This is a genomic window from Pseudarthrobacter sp. 01T43, assembly GCF_056398665.1.
In genome coordinates this window covers 1-15,976 of record NZ_JBFTPV010000003.1, presented here as the reverse complement: position 1 = coordinate 15,976, position 15,976 = coordinate 1, and the positions used below count along the sequence as shown (strand labels likewise).

Genomic DNA, 15,976 nt, shown 5'->3' with positions numbered 1-15,976 from the left:
TCAGCGCGAACAAAGGTACCTCTATGTCCAGCAGCACTCCGCTGGCCCGGCTTGCTGAACGCCTCCGGCAACCCTTCCACCGGGACGGCAAGGCCACCAGGCTGCATCCGTCGTCGGTCTGGGCGGAGGCCACCGGCACTGCCGCACTTGCCCTCACCCCGGCGTGGGAGAAGGTCCGTGGACTGTGGCTGCACTTCGTGTGGCCGGTCCTGTCCGTCGTCAGCGTGCTGGGCTGGTCAGTTCTGCTGGCCTCGATCCTGTTGTGGACCGCGGGCCAGGCCTTCGGCTGGCAGGAGGCAAAGGTTGCAGCCATCGCGTCGTTTGTCCTCTTCCTGATCGCCATCGGGTTCATTCTGGGCCGCTCCTCGTACGGCGTGATCCTGGACCTCGCCCGGACCCGGGTGGCCGTGGGGGACAGCGCGGTAGGAAGCATCGCCGTCTCCAACACCTCCGCGCGCCCGCTGCTGCCGGCCGCACTGGAACTGCCGGTGGGCAACGCCACGGCGATCTTCCACCTGCCCAGGATGAAGCCCCGGCAGGTGCACGAGGACCTCTTCACCATCCCCACGGCCCGCCGCGCCGTCATCGTGGTGGGGCCCGTCCGCTCCGTCAGGGCAGACCCGCTGCACCTGCTCCGCCGCCAGGTCATGTGGACCGAACCGGAGGACCTCTTCGTCCACCCCAAAACGGTGGCCCTGGCCGGTTCCGCAGCGGGCTTCATCCGCGACCTTGAAGGCATGCCCACCACGGATCTCTCCAGTGCCGACGTCTCCTTCCACGCGCTGCGCGACTACGTCCCGGGAGATGACCGGCGACACATCCACTGGAAGACCACCGCCCGGACCAACAAGCTTATGGTGCGCCAGTTCGAAGAGACCCGGCGCGCCCACCTGGCCATCTCGCTCTCCATCAACACTGACGAATACGCTTCCGAGCAGGAATTCGAAATGGCCATTTCGGCGGCCGCCTCGATCGGGCGGCAGGCCATCCGCGAGCAGCGCGAGCTCAATGTCCTCACGCAGAAGGGGCCGCTTCGCTGCGAAACCGGCCGCAACCTGCTGGATGACATGACCCGGATCGCCGGGGCACCTATGCGGCGTACCGCCGTCGACCTCGCCCGGACCCTTGCCGACACCGTGCCTAACGCTTCAGTGGTGTTTTTTGTGGTGGGCAGCAATGTGACGCCCACACAGCTCCGCTCGGCGGCGGCGTCCGTGCCGCCCGGTGTGCGGTGCCTGGCGGTCCGCCTCCAGCCCGGGGCAGCCCCCGGCCGCGCAAATAATGCCGACCTGACCGTGCTGACTCTCGGCGACCTCGCCGACCTGGCCATCGTCCTCCGAAAGGCAGCCGCATGAGCTCCGCATCCGACCTCCGGCCCCGGACGTCCCCGCGGCGGCAGGATGAGTCAGCCTTCGCCGACGGCCGTCCGGCCTGGCACGTCATGCTCGACGCCGGCGCGCTCACCGTATTGCTCGGGCTCGGCGTCCTGGGATTCAGCCTCAGCTTCGGCGGCGACCCCTACTACCTGATCTCCGGCTTCGGCGGCATCATCCTGGGCCTCGGCATCGCCGCCCTCGACGCCCATCTGCGTCTAGGCCTGCTGATCAGCAGCGCCCTCGCCCTGGGCGCCTACCTGGTCTTCGGCACGTTCCTCGCTGTGCCGGATGCGGCGATCGCAGGTTTCGTTCCCAGCCTCGATTCCCTGCGTACGCTGCTGCTGGGCGTGGTGTTCGCCTGGAAGGACATGCTTACCGTGGGCGTCCCGGTGGGATCCGCCGGCGGAGTCCTGATCGTCCCGTTCCTGAGTTCACTGCTCACCGCACTGGTGGCCGGCCTTCTGACCTGGCGCCTGAAGAGCCCCTACTGGCCGCTGCTGCCGGTGCTGGTCCTGTTTGTCACCGGCATTGCCTTCAGCACCAGCGCCGCCTTCCTCACCGTTGAGCGCGGCATTGGACTGACCGTCGTCGCGATCGCTTGGGCCACCTTCCGCCGCGACGCCCTGCGCCGCAGTGATACCCGGAAGATCTCGGTCAACCGGCTGCAGGCAGACGCTGCCACGGCCCAGCGGGCAAAACTCCGCAGGCTCGGTACAGCAGCCGCGGTCATCGCGGCCACCGTGGCCATCACGGCCGTCGCCGCGCCACTGGTCACTGCCGGCACCGACCGCAAGGTCCTCCGCAACGTGGTGGTCCCGCCCTTCGACCCCAGGGACTACATCACGCCCCTGGCAAGTTTCCGGACCTTCGTCAAAGACCGGAAGGACGACACCCTTTTTGTGGTCAAGGGCCTTCCCCGGGACGGCAGGGTCCGGCTGGGCGCCCTGGATGCATTCAATGGCACCAACTACAACATGGACCCCAACGGTTCGGGCAGCTTCAGCAAGGTGGGCGACACTGCGTCCATTAACACGTTGGCAGACACGGCCAGTGTGGTGCCCACCAAGGACTATTCGATGGACATCACCATCGAGGACTACCAGGGCTACTTTGTCCCCGGCGGCCGGAAGACCACCGGCCTGAGCTTTGACCGGAGTGCGTCCGCTGCGGCATCGGGGCTTTACTTCAACGCGGGCACGGACACGGCTGTTACCACCCAGGGCCTGTCGAAGGGCGATTCCTACAGCGTCCAGGTCTCCGAGCCGGTCAAGCTTGAGCACGGCCAGCTGACCCAGTACGACTTCGCCAAGATCACCCTCCCGGATGCCCTTGAGGTTCCGCCGGTAGTTGGTTCCCAAGCCAATGACCTCTCGGCCGATGCGCCCACGCCCATTGACCGCGTGCGCCAGATCGAAGCGCATTTCCAGAAGACCGGGGCGTTCAGCAACGGGCTGATCACCGAAGGCCAGCTGCCCAGCGTGTCCGGCCACAGTGCGTCCCGCATCAGGAACCTGCTGACCGCCAAACAGATGCTCGGTGACGACGAACAGTACGCAGTGTCCATGTCGCTGATGCTGCGGCACCTTGGCATCCCGTCGCGCGTCGTGATGGGTTTCTACCCTGATCCGACCAGCCCGGAGAACGGCGCCGGCGAGGTCAAAATGACGGGAAAGGACGTCCACGCCTGGGTGGAAGTTGCCTTCGACCGGGTGGGCTGGGTCAGCTTCGACCCCACGCCGCCCAAGGACAACATCCCCATCCCGCCGGACCCTGAAAACAAGTCCAAACCTAAACCGCAGGTGCTGCAGCCGCCGCCCCCGCCGCAGGAACCGGTGGACCTGCCTGCGGATTCCTCGCCGGACGCGCTGGACGCGGACGAGAAGAAGAACAACCCCTGGCTGTTCTGGGGTGCCCTGCTCGGTGCCCTGGGTGTTGCCGTCATTCCGCTGGCAACCCTTGCGCTGCCGCTGCTGCTCATCCCGCTCCTCAAGTCACGACGCCGGAAGGCGCGTTTCACCACGGGGCACCCCGCGCACCGTGTCGGCGGCGGCTGGAATGAGGTTCTGAGCCTGGCTACAGACATGGGCGCCGGGATTGACAGCCGTTCAACGCGGCGCGAAAGTGCGGCGGTGGTTGCGGAGGCCTTCCCCGCCGCCGGGCAGACCACCACCATGCTGGCGAACCGCGCGGATGCCTCCATTTTCGGGGCGGGCCAGCCCACCGAGGAAGAGGTCCGGGAGTACTGGGCCATCGTGGACGGTTCACTGAAGGAGATCACCGGAACGGTAGGATTCTGGCGCCGCCAACGGGCCAGGCTCTCGCCCCGGTCGCTGCTGGCCGATGGCCGTACTGCCCTGAAATTGCGCAGTGCGCGGCTGGGGCTGCTGCTGCCGTCGCGTCCCGCCAGGAATGTGGCGGCACCAGCGTCCGCCACCGGTAGGGTGGAGACCGGTCCGGACGTTCCCGGCGGCACGGGTCCTGCGCTGCAGGGCGACGGATCGGCCAGAACGCCGGCCGCCTCCGAGGCTGATCAGACCACCGTTCTGCGGAACCCCGGCAGGAAGAACCACACTGACTCATGATGACTGAGCCCGAGCGCTGCCAGCGGTGCCAGCAACTAATCCGCGGCGGCGCCACGTTCTGCACGGCCTGCAGTGCTCCGCTGCCCAACAGATCCGCCCGCAGCGGACGCAACGTCGACCACGCACAACGTGCCGTGATGGAAAGCGCCGCGGCGCACGCGGGTCAGATTCCCGGTACTATCCCGGTAGTACAAACGGCTCCAGGGGGAGGAACGGGAATGGCAGCCAATCTTGAGCTGGTTCCAGCCACGGCCGGCAAAAGGCTTGGCGCCGCAGTACTGGACTGGCTGGCGCCCGTCGCGGTGTTGGTGGTGACCTTCGCCATCGGCTTCGCCGGCATCACCCGCACCCAAAGCGGCGGATTTATCATCTACGACACAGCCTCCCTGGTCCTGTTCGGCAGCATCGGAACGGGGCTGACCCTGGTGTACCTGGTGGTCCTCGCGGGTATGGAGGGCCGTTCCGGTGCCACCATCGGCAACCGGGTCATGGGTATCCGCAGTGCCGACAAGGACGGCTACGCCCCGGGTACGGGGGGAGTGTTCCTGCGTGGCCTCGTCACAGGGGCCGGGATCATCCTGGCGCTCTTGGCCGCGGTGCTGATCGTCATCTTCAGGTGGTTCGACATCGCGCTGTTCATCCTGGGACCGTTGGTTCTGATCGGTGCCGCGTGGGCTGTCCTGGTGGTTGTCTCCAACACGTGGGACGCCAACGGCAGGCTCCGTGGCTGGCATGATGCAGCGGCTAAAACCCTGGTCTTCGATGTCAACGCGGGCCGCAACCCACTCACCTCGGGCGGCATCCAGGGTCCGTACAGCTTCGCGCCCCTGGACCTGCCGCCCGTGCAGCCGGTGGCTTCGCCGGTGGCGCGGCAGCCCGCCGCAGCCCAGCCCAGCCCAGCGCAGCCTCACACCGCGGCACAGACGTATGCGCCGCCGTCGTTCGCCCCGCAGGCTGCCAATTCGTTCCACCCGCCGGTAACTCCTGCGGTCACCCTGCCGGTTCCCGCCTCCGGCGCAACACACCCCGACGATGACCTTGACCGCACGCAGATGCGCGGCGGTGCGGCCTATGCCGCGCCTGTCGCGGTGCTGCGGATCAAGCTCGACGACGGCCGGGACTTCCAGCTCGACCGCAGCGTCCTGGTGGGGCGCAACCCCGTGGCCCGGACGGGTGAGCAGCAGGCCCAGCTCCTGGCCGTCACCGATCCCGGCCGCTCGATTTCCAAAACGCACCTCCACCTGCTGACCGACGGCGCAGGCATCTGGGTGACGGACCGCAACTCCACCAACGGCAGCGCGGTCACCACGCCGGACGGCCGTCGGACGCCCCTGCAGCCCGGCGTGCCCGCCTTTATCAGTCCGGGAACCACTGTCCACTTTGGTGACCGCTCCTTCCACCTAGGACAGGCATGAACCCTCAGCCCGCCAGTGTTTCCTCCGACGCAGAAAACGGACCCGGACTCAGCCTGAGCTACGGCTACGGCACGGATCGCGGACTGCGCCGCGAGCTCAACGAAGACTCCTTCATCGCCTCGGACCCCGTCTTTGCCGTGGCGGACGGCATGGGCGGCCACGAAGCCGGGGAGATTGCCAGCGGCATGTGCGTCCGTGCGCTCGCTGCCATGCCGCAGCTGGCCACCGGGGAGCGCAGCGTCACGGCCGCTGTGCTCCAGCAATACCTGGTCCGTGCCGATAGCTCCATCCGGGAAGCCACAGGGGCCCGGGCCGGAACCACCCTGACAGGCGCTGTTGTGGTGGAGCAGATGGGGATGCCGTACTGGCTTGTCCTGAACATCGGCGATTCCCGGACGTACCGGCTGAGCCAGGGGCATTTTGCCCAGGTCAGCGTGGACCACTCTGAGGTCCAGGAACTGGTGGACGCCGGTGAAATCACACCGGAGCAGGCCACCGTCCACCCCCGCCGCCACGTGGTCACCAGGGCCCTGGGAACCGGCGACGAGACGGAAGCGGACTACTGGCTGCTGCCGGTTGAGGAAGGCGACCGGATCATGATCTGCTCCGACGGCCTCAATGCCGAGCTGACCGACGAACACATCCACCGCATCCTCAGCACCGTTGCCCACCCCCAGGACGCCGTAGATGCCCTGATCCAGGCCGCCCTCCGMAACGGGGGCCGTGACAACGTCACGGTCATTGTGGTTGACGCCAAAAACGTGATGAACGACGCCGGCATTGCCACCACCGCACCCCGGCCCACCGTTGATGCGGAAGTGGAGGTCACGCTGCCTAGGGCAGAAATTGTTGACGCCAGCCGGCCAGCTGCGGATGACGACGAAAGCGGTAGGCACTGAGATGGCCACCGCCAACTACACAGCGGGCACCTGGCTGGGCGTCCTCCGCTCGCGTACTGCCGTCTTCCTAGGACCCGGCACCCCGCCAGCTCTCGTCCAGACGCTCTGGGACCTGCTCGAGGACGCTCCGGAAGTACACGAAGTCCTTCATGCGGTGACCAGCAGCTTCGGTGTTTCCCTGGCAAAGATCCCGTCGTTCGGCATCGTGGATTGCCGTGACGCACTGCGGGTCTTCCTTCGCGGCGACCTTGACCTGACCGTACAGCTGCCCTGCGGCGCCGAGGACTTGAACGGACGTGATGTCACCACCTGGACTGAGCGACGCTTCGACCTGCCCGAGTGGTACCGCCTGACCGTCGCGGGCGGCGCCGGGCCCGGCACTGTCCTGCCCCTCACCGAGGGCGTGGTCCTGCTGCAGTCGCTGACGGTGGAAGTAACCGGTGCCCCGGCTGAGGCACGGGAAATCATTACACCGGAACCGGCTGTGGTGCCTGAGTCCGCCGCGCCGGAACCCGCCGCCGCACCGCAGCTGGAAGTTGCATCTCAGCCCGGAGTTAAACCGCAGCCGGACGCAGCACCGGAGCCCGCCGTCGTCCTTGAAACTGACGCGGCGCAGGACGCTGACGTTCCATCGGGGGCCCACGCCGACGGCTCGGGTGCCGGCGGCAGCAGCGGAACTACGGAACGCGAAGTCTCAGCTGAGACGGTGCTGGGGCTCATGGACGATGACTCCCACTATGCCGCGGAGACAGCTGAGCCTGGGCAGGAGGCCCCTGCCGACCAGATGCCCGCCCACGAGCTGACCGGCACGTACGACCACCTGTGGGAAAAGACTGTGATCCGCCGCATCGAGGACGCAGCCGTGCGCGACGAGCCGGAGGAATCCGACGCCGACGCACCTGACGCAGCAGCACCTGAAACTGACGCAGCACCTGAAACTGACGCGGGGCCGGACCTACCGGCAGCAGCCACACCACCTCCAGCCTCCGTGCCGGCTCCGGCACGCGGCGGCGGCATCATTGACTCGGTCCCGTGGCGGACCGGGGCAAGCGGTGTGGCGGCCGGGCAGGTTCAGCCGTCGTTCAACCTGCCCCAGACGCCGGTTCCCGCCAGCGGTCCGGCCACAGAGCCCGAAGAGTTCGACGGGGACCATGACGGCCAAACCATCATGAAGAGCGACGTCGCCGGCATGGGCGCACACCCGGAACCGGTACAAGGACCGGTATCCGGCGCCGGACCCCTGGTCCTGGCACTGGTCTGCGACCGCGGCCACGCCAACCCGCCCACCCATGCCCAGTGCGCCACGTGCGGTTTGCCGCTGCCACCGGACGCTGTCCAGGTTGCCCGGCCACGGCTCGGGAGAATGCGCGTCTCCACCGGTGAACTGGTGGACCTGGACCAGTCGCTGGTGATCGGTCGTCAGCCGTCAGTGTCCCGCGTGCAGGGCGGCGTGATGCCCAGGCTCGTCCAGGTGTCCAGCCCCGGCGGCGACATTTCACGCTCGCACGTTGAGGTCCGGCTTGAGGGCTGGCACGTGATGCTGTGCGATCTGAAGGCTACGAACGGCACGTTCCTGGTCCGCGAGGGCCAGCAGCCGCGCCGCCTGGCCCAGAACGAGATGGCCATCCTGCTCGACGGCGATATCGCGGAACTGGGTGACGACATCTCATTGCGTTTTGAGGAGATTCTTTGAGTTCCAAACGGCCAATTGCGCCGCCGCCCCCTATTCCGGGGTTTACCTACATCAGCCTGCTTGGCTCTGGCGGGTTCTCCGACGTCTACCTTTATGAACAGGACCGTCCCCGGCGCAAGGTGGCAGTCAAGGTCCTCCTCTCGGACCTGAAGACCGAAGGCGCCCGGCGCAGGTTCGAGTCCGAGGCCAACCTGATGGCGCAGCTCTCGTCCCACCCGTACATCGTGACGATTTTTGAGGCGGAGGTGACCGAGGCCGGGCACTCCTACCTGGCCATGGAGTACTGCTCCAGGCCCAGCCTGGATGTCCGGTACCGCCGGCAGCGCTTCAGCGTTGACGAGGTCCTCGCCGTCGGCATCCAGGTGGCCTCCGCCGTCGAGACCGCCCACCGCGCGGGCATCGCCCACCGGGACATCAAGCCCGCCAACATCCTGGTCACCGATTACAACCGGCCCGCCCTGACGGACTTCGGAATCTCGGGCACCCTGGGTGGCGACGCCGATGAAGACGCCGGAATGTCCATCCCGTGGTCGCCGCCGGAACAGTTCATGGACGGCCCCGTCGACGGCGTGATGGTGGATGTTTGGGCGCTGGGCGCCACTCTCTACACCCTGCTCGCTGGCAGGTCGCCGTTCGTGATGCCGGGCACCGACAATTCCCAGCGTGAACTGATCTCGCGCATCACCAACTCGCCGCTGCCCCGTCTGGGCCGGGCCGACGTGCCCGAGTCCTTGGAACGCGCGCTTGCCACGGCCATGGCCAAGCCTGCTGCCTCCAGGTACTCCTCGGCCCACGCCTTCGCCCTGGCCCTGCAGCGGATCCAGGCTGAACTGAACCTCTCGGTCACGCCCTTTGAAGTGCTCGAAGAGGCCCGGCACGATGAGAGCCACCCTGATGACGGTTTCGAGGAGACCCGCGTCCGGAGCATTGCGGCCATCGATCCGGAGCGGACCGGCAGCGCCCCGACTTTCCCGGCACGCACCCGGCCCAAGGCTCCCGAAGCCGGCGGCCCGACGTCGGGCTTTTCCGCAGGAGGATTTGCCCCGGCACCGGCACCGGCACCGGCACCGGCACCGGCGGCAGCGTCCGTGCCCCGGCCGCAGGTTCCGGGCAGTCTGTTCACGAGCCCGCAGGACGGCCAGGGTATCGGCACCCTGTTTGGTGGCCCGGGCTACAGCAGCCCCGCCGGCAGCAACCTGGCCGGCGATGCGGTTGGCGATCCGGCGGGGGAGTGGGCCCATGCCACGATGCTCCGCGGCAGCGCGCCGGCCGCCGCTGACTACGGCACCGTACCCGACGCAACTGTTCAGCGCCCTGGCCTGCTCCCGGCCCGGGCCGGACAGCCAGCACAGCAGGCCGGCGGCCGGACGGGCCGCACGGAACCGGAGATTGACGCGACCATCAGCCGTCCCGCCGCCGGGCCGGAAACGGCACCGGAGAGTACTCCTGACCACGGCAAGCGGAACCTGTGGCTCGGCCTCGCCGGCGGAACCGTACTGGTCCTGGCGATCATTGTGGGCATCGTGCTGGCCTCATCAGCCCCGGAGCCGAAGGTGGCTGTGACCAGCCAGATCAGCAAGCCCCCGGCAGATGCCCTGGATAGCGGCACCGTCCCGGATGTGGCGGACCTCGATGGTGGGATGGGCGCCAACGGCAGGATTGTCTTCACTTGGACTAATCCCCAGCCGAAGGACGGCGACACCTACAAGTGGCGCCTCACTGATTTCGTGACCCGTGAACCAGGGCCCTACCAGGTGGCCAAGGAGACCCGCGTCGAAGTAGCACCGCCGCCGGACAGAAACATCACCTGCATTGACGTCATGATCGTCAGGGCGGATGGAGCCGCCTCCCCAATGGAGGGACCCTCTGGAACCTGCTACACGAAATAGACAGGCACCTGACCTAGGAGCACGCGTTTTGCCCAACGAGGAGGCACGGAATATGGGGGATCTGGCAATAGATTTCTGTGGTGAATGGTACGAACCGTCCGATGAGGAGATCTTCAACATCGGCCGGGAAGGCGATCTCGAGGTGGATGACAACCCGTACCTTCACCGCCAGTTCCTGCAGGTGGCCCGCTACGACGGGATGTGGTGGCTCAGCAACGTGGGCAGGATGCTGTCCGCCACCGTGGCTGACGGTTCCGGCGGCATGCAGGCGTGGCTGTCCCCGGGGGCACGCATACCGCTGGTATTCAGCCACACGAACATCATTTTCACTGCCGGCCCCACGACGTACGAGTTCGCCGTGCACCTCAAAACGCCGTCCTTCCGCCAGCAATCACGCGAAGACGACAGCAACGGTGACACCACCATCGGCCCGGTCGTTTTCACGGACGCGCAGAAAGCCCTCATCGTGGCGCTGGCCGAACCCATGCTGCGGCGCGAGGGAACCGGTTTCAGTGCCCTCCCGTCGTCGGCCGCGGCTGCCAAGACCCTGGGCTGGGCACTGACCCGGTTCAACCGGAAGCTGGACAACGTCTGCGACAAACTTGACCGCGTCGGCGTGGTGGGCCTTCGCGGCGGCGGCGGCAAGCTGGCCACCAACCGGCGCGCCCGGCTCGTCGAACACGCTGTCACCACCCACCTGGTGACGGTCGACGATTTGTATCTTTTGGAAAAGATGAGGGGCGTGGACGAAGGATGAGGATCCGGCTGACACTCCGCCGGGACCCGGCGGAAACCAAGGACCTGGCCGTTACGGTGGACGGCCTGGCCACCGTGGCGGACATCGCCACCCAGTTGTGGGTGGCGGACCCCGACCGGAAGGGGTCCACGGCACCGGATAACCTTTCCCTACGCATTGACGAGGCTTTTGTGGGCGGGGGAATCCGCGGCAACATCCTGAGCCGGACGGACAACCTGCTGGAATCGGGTCTGCGCCCGGGCTCCGTGGTCTCGCTGGCTGAGGTCAGCGAACACTTCAGCGCTCCCGGCGCCAACCGCGGCCCCGCTGCCGCAACGTTGCGGATCCTCTCAGGGCCCGACGTCGGGCAGGAATTTTCGCTGCCGTCCGGCACCAGCTACATCGGCCGGGACCGGGACGTTGACATCCGGCTTTCAGATCCCCTGACCTCCAAACGCCATGCCCGCATCACGGTGGGCGAAAGCGTTGAGATCGTGGACACCAATTCGGCCAATGGCCTGCTCATGGACGGACTCCCCGTCACCAGGGCAACGCTGAACTCGTCGGACACCGTCACCCTGGGGGAGACCACCGTGACGGTGGTTCCGCTGGGGCACAACCACGCGGCAGCGCCGACGTCGCCCCTTGTCGATTTCAACCGCTCCCCGCGCGTGGTTCCCCGCTTCGACGCGCCCAAGCGCGTCCCACCGGCGGGCCCAAAGCGGCCGGACCCCCAGGCGTTCCCGTTCATCATGCTGATGGCGCCACTGCTGATGGGCGGCATCCTGTTCGCAGTGACGCGGAACATGCTCTCGGTGATCTTCATGATGATGATGCCGCTGTTTATTGTGGGCCACTTCGTTGACCAAAAGATGCAGACGAAGCGCAAGCAGAAGGAGCAGCTCAAACAGTTCCGCGGGTCCATGGCCGCCTTCCGGCAAGCCATCACCGAACTGCAGCATGTGGAACGCGCGGTCCGCCTGCAGGAGGCACCTTCGGTGAGCGACACCGTGGATTCCATTTACAAGCTCGGCCCGCTGCTGTGGACCCACCGCCCCGAGCACCTCGGCTTCCTTGGCCTGCGGTTCGGGCTTGGCACCAGCCCGTCCCGGATCATGTTCGAGGAACCCAACAACAACGACACCGAAGCTGAATACATGCGCGAGATCCAGGACTGCCTGAAGCAGTTCCGGGACATCGAAGGCGTGCCCGTGGTCTCCCAGCTGCGAACGGCAGGAGCCTTCGGCGTCGCCGGAGCGCGCGGTCTCGTAGACGATGTGGCCCGCGGCATGGTGCTGCAGTTCGTGGGGCTGCACTCACCTGCTGAAGCGGTGGTCACGGCCATCACCTCCGCGCAGTCCCGCCAGCGCTGGGACTGGCTGCAGTGGCTGCCCCATGTGGGCTCGGGCCACAGCCCCCTTTCCGGCGACCACCTTGCCGCCGGTTCCGCCAGCGGCTCCTCCCTCCTGGCCCGGCTGGAGGACCTGCTCGATGCCCGGGAGGCCATGGCCAAGCGCTCAGCCCCCGACGCCAGGGGAGTGATTGACCCGGCCAGGCACGAGCTCGCTGCACCGGTGTTGCCCGCGGTCCTGGTCATTGTTGAGGACGACGCCCCGGTTGACCGCGGCCGGCTGACCCGCCTCGCCGAACGCGGACCGGACTCCGGCGTCCACGTCATGTGGGTGGCCACCGAGATCCAGGCGCTCCCGGCCGCCTGCCGCGACTTCATGGTGGTGGACGGGGACAACGGCACCACCACCGGCCAGGTTCGGCTGGGCCGGCACACCTATCCCGTCAGCTGCGAAAGCCTCGACGCCGAACTCGCCGCCCAGCTGGCACGGATGCTGGCGCCGGTGGTGGACGTCGGCAAGCCGGTGACGGACGATTCTGACCTGCCTCGCGCGGTGTCCTATGCCACCCTGATCGGCAAGGATTTCCTGGACAACCCGCAGGCGGTCGCTGAGCGCTGGGAAGAAAACAATTCTGTCCATGCCTCTGCCGTGCCCAACCGAAAGGACAACGGAACCCTCCGCGCCCTGGTGGGTTCCAAGGGCATCGAACCGCTGTACCTGGACCTAAAGAACGAGGGCCCGCATGCACTCGTGGGAGGCACCACCGGCGCCGGCAAGTCCGAGTTCCTGCAGTCCTGGGTCATGGGTATGGCCGCGGCTTACAGCCCGGACCGGGTGAGCTTCCTCTTTGTGGACTACAAAGGCGGGGCCGCGTTCGCTGACTGCCTCAGCCTGCCCCACACGGTGGGCCTGGTCACCGACCTCTCCCAGCACCTGGTCCGCCGCGCGCTGACGTCTTTGCGCGCAGAGCTGCACTACCGGGAGCATCTGCTGAACCGGAAGAAAGCCAAGGACCTGCTGGCACTCCAGCGCGAAGCGGACCCCGAGGCGCCGCCGTACCTGGTCATCATCGTTGACGAGTTCGCCGCGTTGGCCACCGAAGTGCCTGAGTTCGTTGACGGCGTGGTGGACGTTGCAGCCCGTGGCCGGTCCCTGGGCCTGCACCTTATCCTGGCCACGCAGCGTCCCGCCGGCGTCATCAAGGACAGCCTGCGCGCCAACACCAACCTCCGGGTGGCCCTGCGCATGGCCGACGAAGAGGATGCCACCGACATCCTTGGTGTGCCTGACGCAGCCTACTTCGACCCCTCCGTCCCGGGACGCGGGGCGGCCAAAACCGGACCTGGCCGCATCCAGGGTTTCCAGACCGGCTACGCCGGCGGCTGGACTACTGACAAGCCCCAGCGTCCGCAGATCGACATCGTGGAAATGGCTTTCGGGTCGGGGCAGAGCTGGGAAGCTCCCGCCCCGGAGAAGCCTGTCAAGGAAGCTCCCGCCGGTCCCAACGACATCGCGAGGATGACCGCCAACATCATCCGCGCGGCCGAATCGCTGGCCATCCGGCCGCCGCGCAAACCATGGCTGGACGAGCTCGCCACCACCTACGACTTCTCCAAGCTGCCCAACCCGCGGACCGATGAGCGGCTGCTCCTGGGCGTGGCGGACGATCCCGCCCGGCAGGAACAGCCCACGGTGTTCTACGAACCGGACAAAGACGGCAACATGGCTATTTACGGGACCGGCGGCTCCGGCAAGTCCGCGGCACTGCGCGGGATCGCGATCGCCGCCGCCGTCACGCCCCGCGGCGGTCCCGTGCACATGTACGGGATTGACTGCGGATCCTCGGGGCTGAAGATGCTCGATGGGCTTCCGCACGTGGGGGAGATCATCGACGGCGACGACGTGGAGCGCGTGGGCCGCTTGCTGCGGCTGCTCCGCGACATCGCCGATGAACGGTCTTCGCGCTATGCCGATGTCCGGGCCTCCACCATCGTCGAGTACCGGTCGTTGGCTGACCGCCCGGACGAGAAGCGCATCTTCGTCCTGCTCGATGGCATGTCAGCGTTCCGCGAGACCTACGAGTACAGCAGCCTGTCCTCGCTGTGGGACATATTCCTCCAACTGGCCACCGACGGCCGCCCCCTGGGAATCCACCTCGTCATTACCGGTGACCGGCCCAACTCGGTACCGGCGTCGCTGCTTGCCTCCATCCAGCGCCGCCTGGTGCTGCGGTTGTCCTCCGAAGACGACTACCTGTCCATGAACGTCCCCAGGGATGTGCTCAGCTCCTCCTCACCGCCCGGACGCGGACTGCTGGGCGGCCTCGAGGTGCAACTGGCCGTCCTGGGCGGGAACTCCAACCTCGCCCTCCAGGCGCGCGAGGTCCACAAACTCAGCCAGGCGATGCTGCGCCAGGGACTGGACCCGGCACCCAAGATCCAACGGTTGCCGGAACAGGTGGACCTGGACCTGCTGCCGGCTGGCAGCCCGGACCTCCCGGTCATCGGCGTCGACGACGAAACGCTGCAGCCGGCCGAGATCATGGCCAAGGGCCCGCTGCTCCTGGCAGGGCCGCCGGGGGCAGGGCGTACCGTGGCCCTGGTCAGCCTGGCCTATGCGCTGCGCCGGTCCAACCCGGACACGGAACTGGTGTACATCGGCTCGCGCCGGTCCGCGGTGGCGTCGCTGCCGCTCTGGAACCGCTCGATTGTAGGCGCCGACGATTTGTCCGGGATGGTGGAAGACCTGACGGAGCATTCCAGCGGAAACCCGGGCAAGGTGGCCTTCTTCATCGAAGGCCTGACCGAGTTCACGGACACGGTGGCGGAATCGGGCGTCGCGCAGCTCGTGACGGCGTCCCTCAAGGCTGACCAGTGGGTTATCGGCGAATCCGAGACGTCAACCTGGTCCTCCGCCTGGTCCCTGGCGCAGCCGTTCAAGTCCGGCCGCCGAGGACTGCTGGTGAACCCGGGAGACATCGAAGGGGACAGCCTGCTGAGCACGTCGCTGGGCCGCGTGAGCCCGCAGTTCATCCCGGGCCGCGGCTACATAGTGGGACGCGGCAAGGCCCGCAAACTGCAGATCGCCCTGCCGCCTGAAAACAGGGACTGAGGCCAGGCAGCGCCGGGGCCTGCAAATCCAGGGATTTGCGGGCCCCGCGGCGCTGTAGAAGACTACCGGCAACACTAGTTCGCCGCGGAGGGGTGCCGCGCGCCGTCCGCAAAGGTAACTATGATCCGATCCTCCTCCGCGCCCCGTAGCGTCGCCGCCGCGGTTGTTACGGTGCTGGCGTTCACGGTCGGCTTGTCGGCGGCCGCTCCCGCGCAGGCCGCCGACGGCGACACCGGTCCGGGCTGCGGAATCGTCTGCGGGCTTCTCCCCGGCGACCAGAAGGCCCCGCCGACAGATCGCGGCACAGGGAAGCCGACCGAGCCGCCGTCGGCCACTCCCACACCTCCGCCCGCGGCTCCGCCCGTAGTGCCCGCCCCGTCCCCCACAGCCCCGCCCGTTTCGGCCGAACCGGCTCCCGCTCCGGCACCGGTGCTCACTCGTGCCCCGGAGCCTGCAGTTTCTGCCGTTGAGGAAGCGCCGACGCCGGTGGCCACAACCAGTGCTGCGTCGCCTTCCGCGGCTTCCGCCAGCCCGTCCGCCGAATCTAACTGGGATACGCCGGTCACGAAGTCGGCAAAGCCCACGCAGGCGGCCGCAGTGTCCCGGAGCGATGACTCCGGGCTGTTGGGCAGCCCAGGGCTGCTGCCCATCATGGCGGGCGTACTGCTGGTGGGAGTCGCGGGCCTCGCGTTTGCCTGGTGGGGCCGGAACCGGTTGTCCTCGCACTGACTGCCCTTCCCTGTCCCGTGCTGTTCGAGGGTCCCGCCCCTGTGCAGTGGCGGATGGGCAGCGGTGCCCATCGACGGGTTTCCGGGGCCGGGTTAGGTTGGGGGCAATGGATCTTCCGGATGAGCCGGGGGCCGCGGGGGATGCCGATCTGGATCGGATCCGATGACTTATGAGGAGAAACTGATGGCTATTTG

The 15,976-nt window shown here is 67.4% G+C and carries 9 protein-coding genes; all 9 read left to right on the top strand.

The window, feature by feature from the left end:
• Positions 1-23 precede the first annotated feature (23 nt).
• Positions 24-1,355 (top strand): DUF58 domain-containing protein, encoded by a 1,332-nt coding sequence (locus tag AC1DIM_RS03600; RefSeq protein WP_477709121.1) that lies wholly within the window; start codon positions 24-26, stop codon positions 1,353-1,355.
• Positions 1,352-3,958, top strand: coding sequence for a transglutaminase TgpA family protein (locus AC1DIM_RS03595; protein WP_477709120.1), 2,607 nt, complete (start codon positions 1,352-1,354; stop codon positions 3,956-3,958). The genes AC1DIM_RS03600 and AC1DIM_RS03595 overlap by 4 nt, the downstream gene beginning before the upstream one ends.
• Before the next feature lie 218 nt (positions 3,959-4,176).
• Positions 4,177-5,373: an RDD family protein gene (locus AC1DIM_RS03590; protein ID WP_477709119.1), complete on the top strand. Its 1,197-nt coding sequence runs from the start codon at positions 4,177-4,179 to the stop codon at positions 5,371-5,373.
• Positions 5,370-6,272, top strand: coding sequence for a PP2C family protein-serine/threonine phosphatase (locus AC1DIM_RS03585; protein ID WP_477709118.1), 903 nt, complete (start codon positions 5,370-5,372; stop codon positions 6,270-6,272). Before AC1DIM_RS03590 ends, AC1DIM_RS03585 begins: the two co-directional genes overlap by 4 nt.
• A gap of 1 nt (position 6,273) precedes the next feature.
• On the top strand, positions 6,274-7,965 hold the full coding sequence (locus tag AC1DIM_RS03580) for an FHA domain-containing protein (RefSeq protein ID WP_477709117.1): 1,692 nt from the start codon (positions 6,274-6,276) through the stop codon (positions 7,963-7,965).
• Complete coding sequence (locus AC1DIM_RS03575) at positions 7,962-9,854, top strand: serine/threonine-protein kinase (RefSeq protein WP_477709116.1); 1,893 nt, start codon at positions 7,962-7,964, stop codon at positions 9,852-9,854. Before AC1DIM_RS03580 ends, AC1DIM_RS03575 begins: the two co-directional genes overlap by 4 nt.
• Positions 9,855-9,906: 52 nt before the next feature.
• On the top strand, positions 9,907-10,611 hold the full coding sequence (locus AC1DIM_RS03570; RefSeq protein WP_477709530.1) for a hypothetical protein: 705 nt from the start codon (positions 9,907-9,909) through the stop codon (positions 10,609-10,611).
• On the top strand, positions 10,608-15,053 hold the full coding sequence (locus AC1DIM_RS03565) for an FtsK/SpoIIIE domain-containing protein (protein ID WP_477709115.1): 4,446 nt from the start codon (positions 10,608-10,610) through the stop codon (positions 15,051-15,053). Before AC1DIM_RS03570 ends, AC1DIM_RS03565 begins: the two co-directional genes overlap by 4 nt.
• 120 nt (positions 15,054-15,173) lie before the next feature.
• The gene (locus AC1DIM_RS03560; protein WP_477709114.1) at positions 15,174-15,782 is read left to right on the top strand and encodes a hypothetical protein; all 609 of its coding nucleotides are present in this window, start codon (positions 15,174-15,176) and stop codon (positions 15,780-15,782) included.
• Positions 15,783-15,976: the final 194 nt, after the last annotated feature.

Coding starts and splice junctions, on each gene's coding strand:
- AC1DIM_RS03565 (WP_477709115.1), top strand. CDS start 10,608: ATGAGGATCCGGCTGACACTCCGCCGGGACCCGGCGGAAACCAAGGAC.
- AC1DIM_RS03570 (WP_477709530.1), top strand. CDS start 9,907: ATGGGGGATCTGGCAATAGATTTCTGTGGTGAATGGTACGAACCGTCC.
- AC1DIM_RS03595 (WP_477709120.1), top strand. CDS start 1,352: ATGAGCTCCGCATCCGACCTCCGGCCCCGGACGTCCCCGCGGCGGCAG.
- AC1DIM_RS03590 (WP_477709119.1), top strand. CDS start 4,177: ATGGCAGCCAATCTTGAGCTGGTTCCAGCCACGGCCGGCAAAAGGCTT.
- AC1DIM_RS03560 (WP_477709114.1), top strand. CDS start 15,174: ATGATCCGATCCTCCTCCGCGCCCCGTAGCGTCGCCGCCGCGGTTGTT.
- AC1DIM_RS03600 (WP_477709121.1), top strand. CDS start 24: ATGTCCAGCAGCACTCCGCTGGCCCGGCTTGCTGAACGCCTCCGGCAA.
- AC1DIM_RS03580 (WP_477709117.1), top strand. CDS start 6,274: ATGGCCACCGCCAACTACACAGCGGGCACCTGGCTGGGCGTCCTCCGC.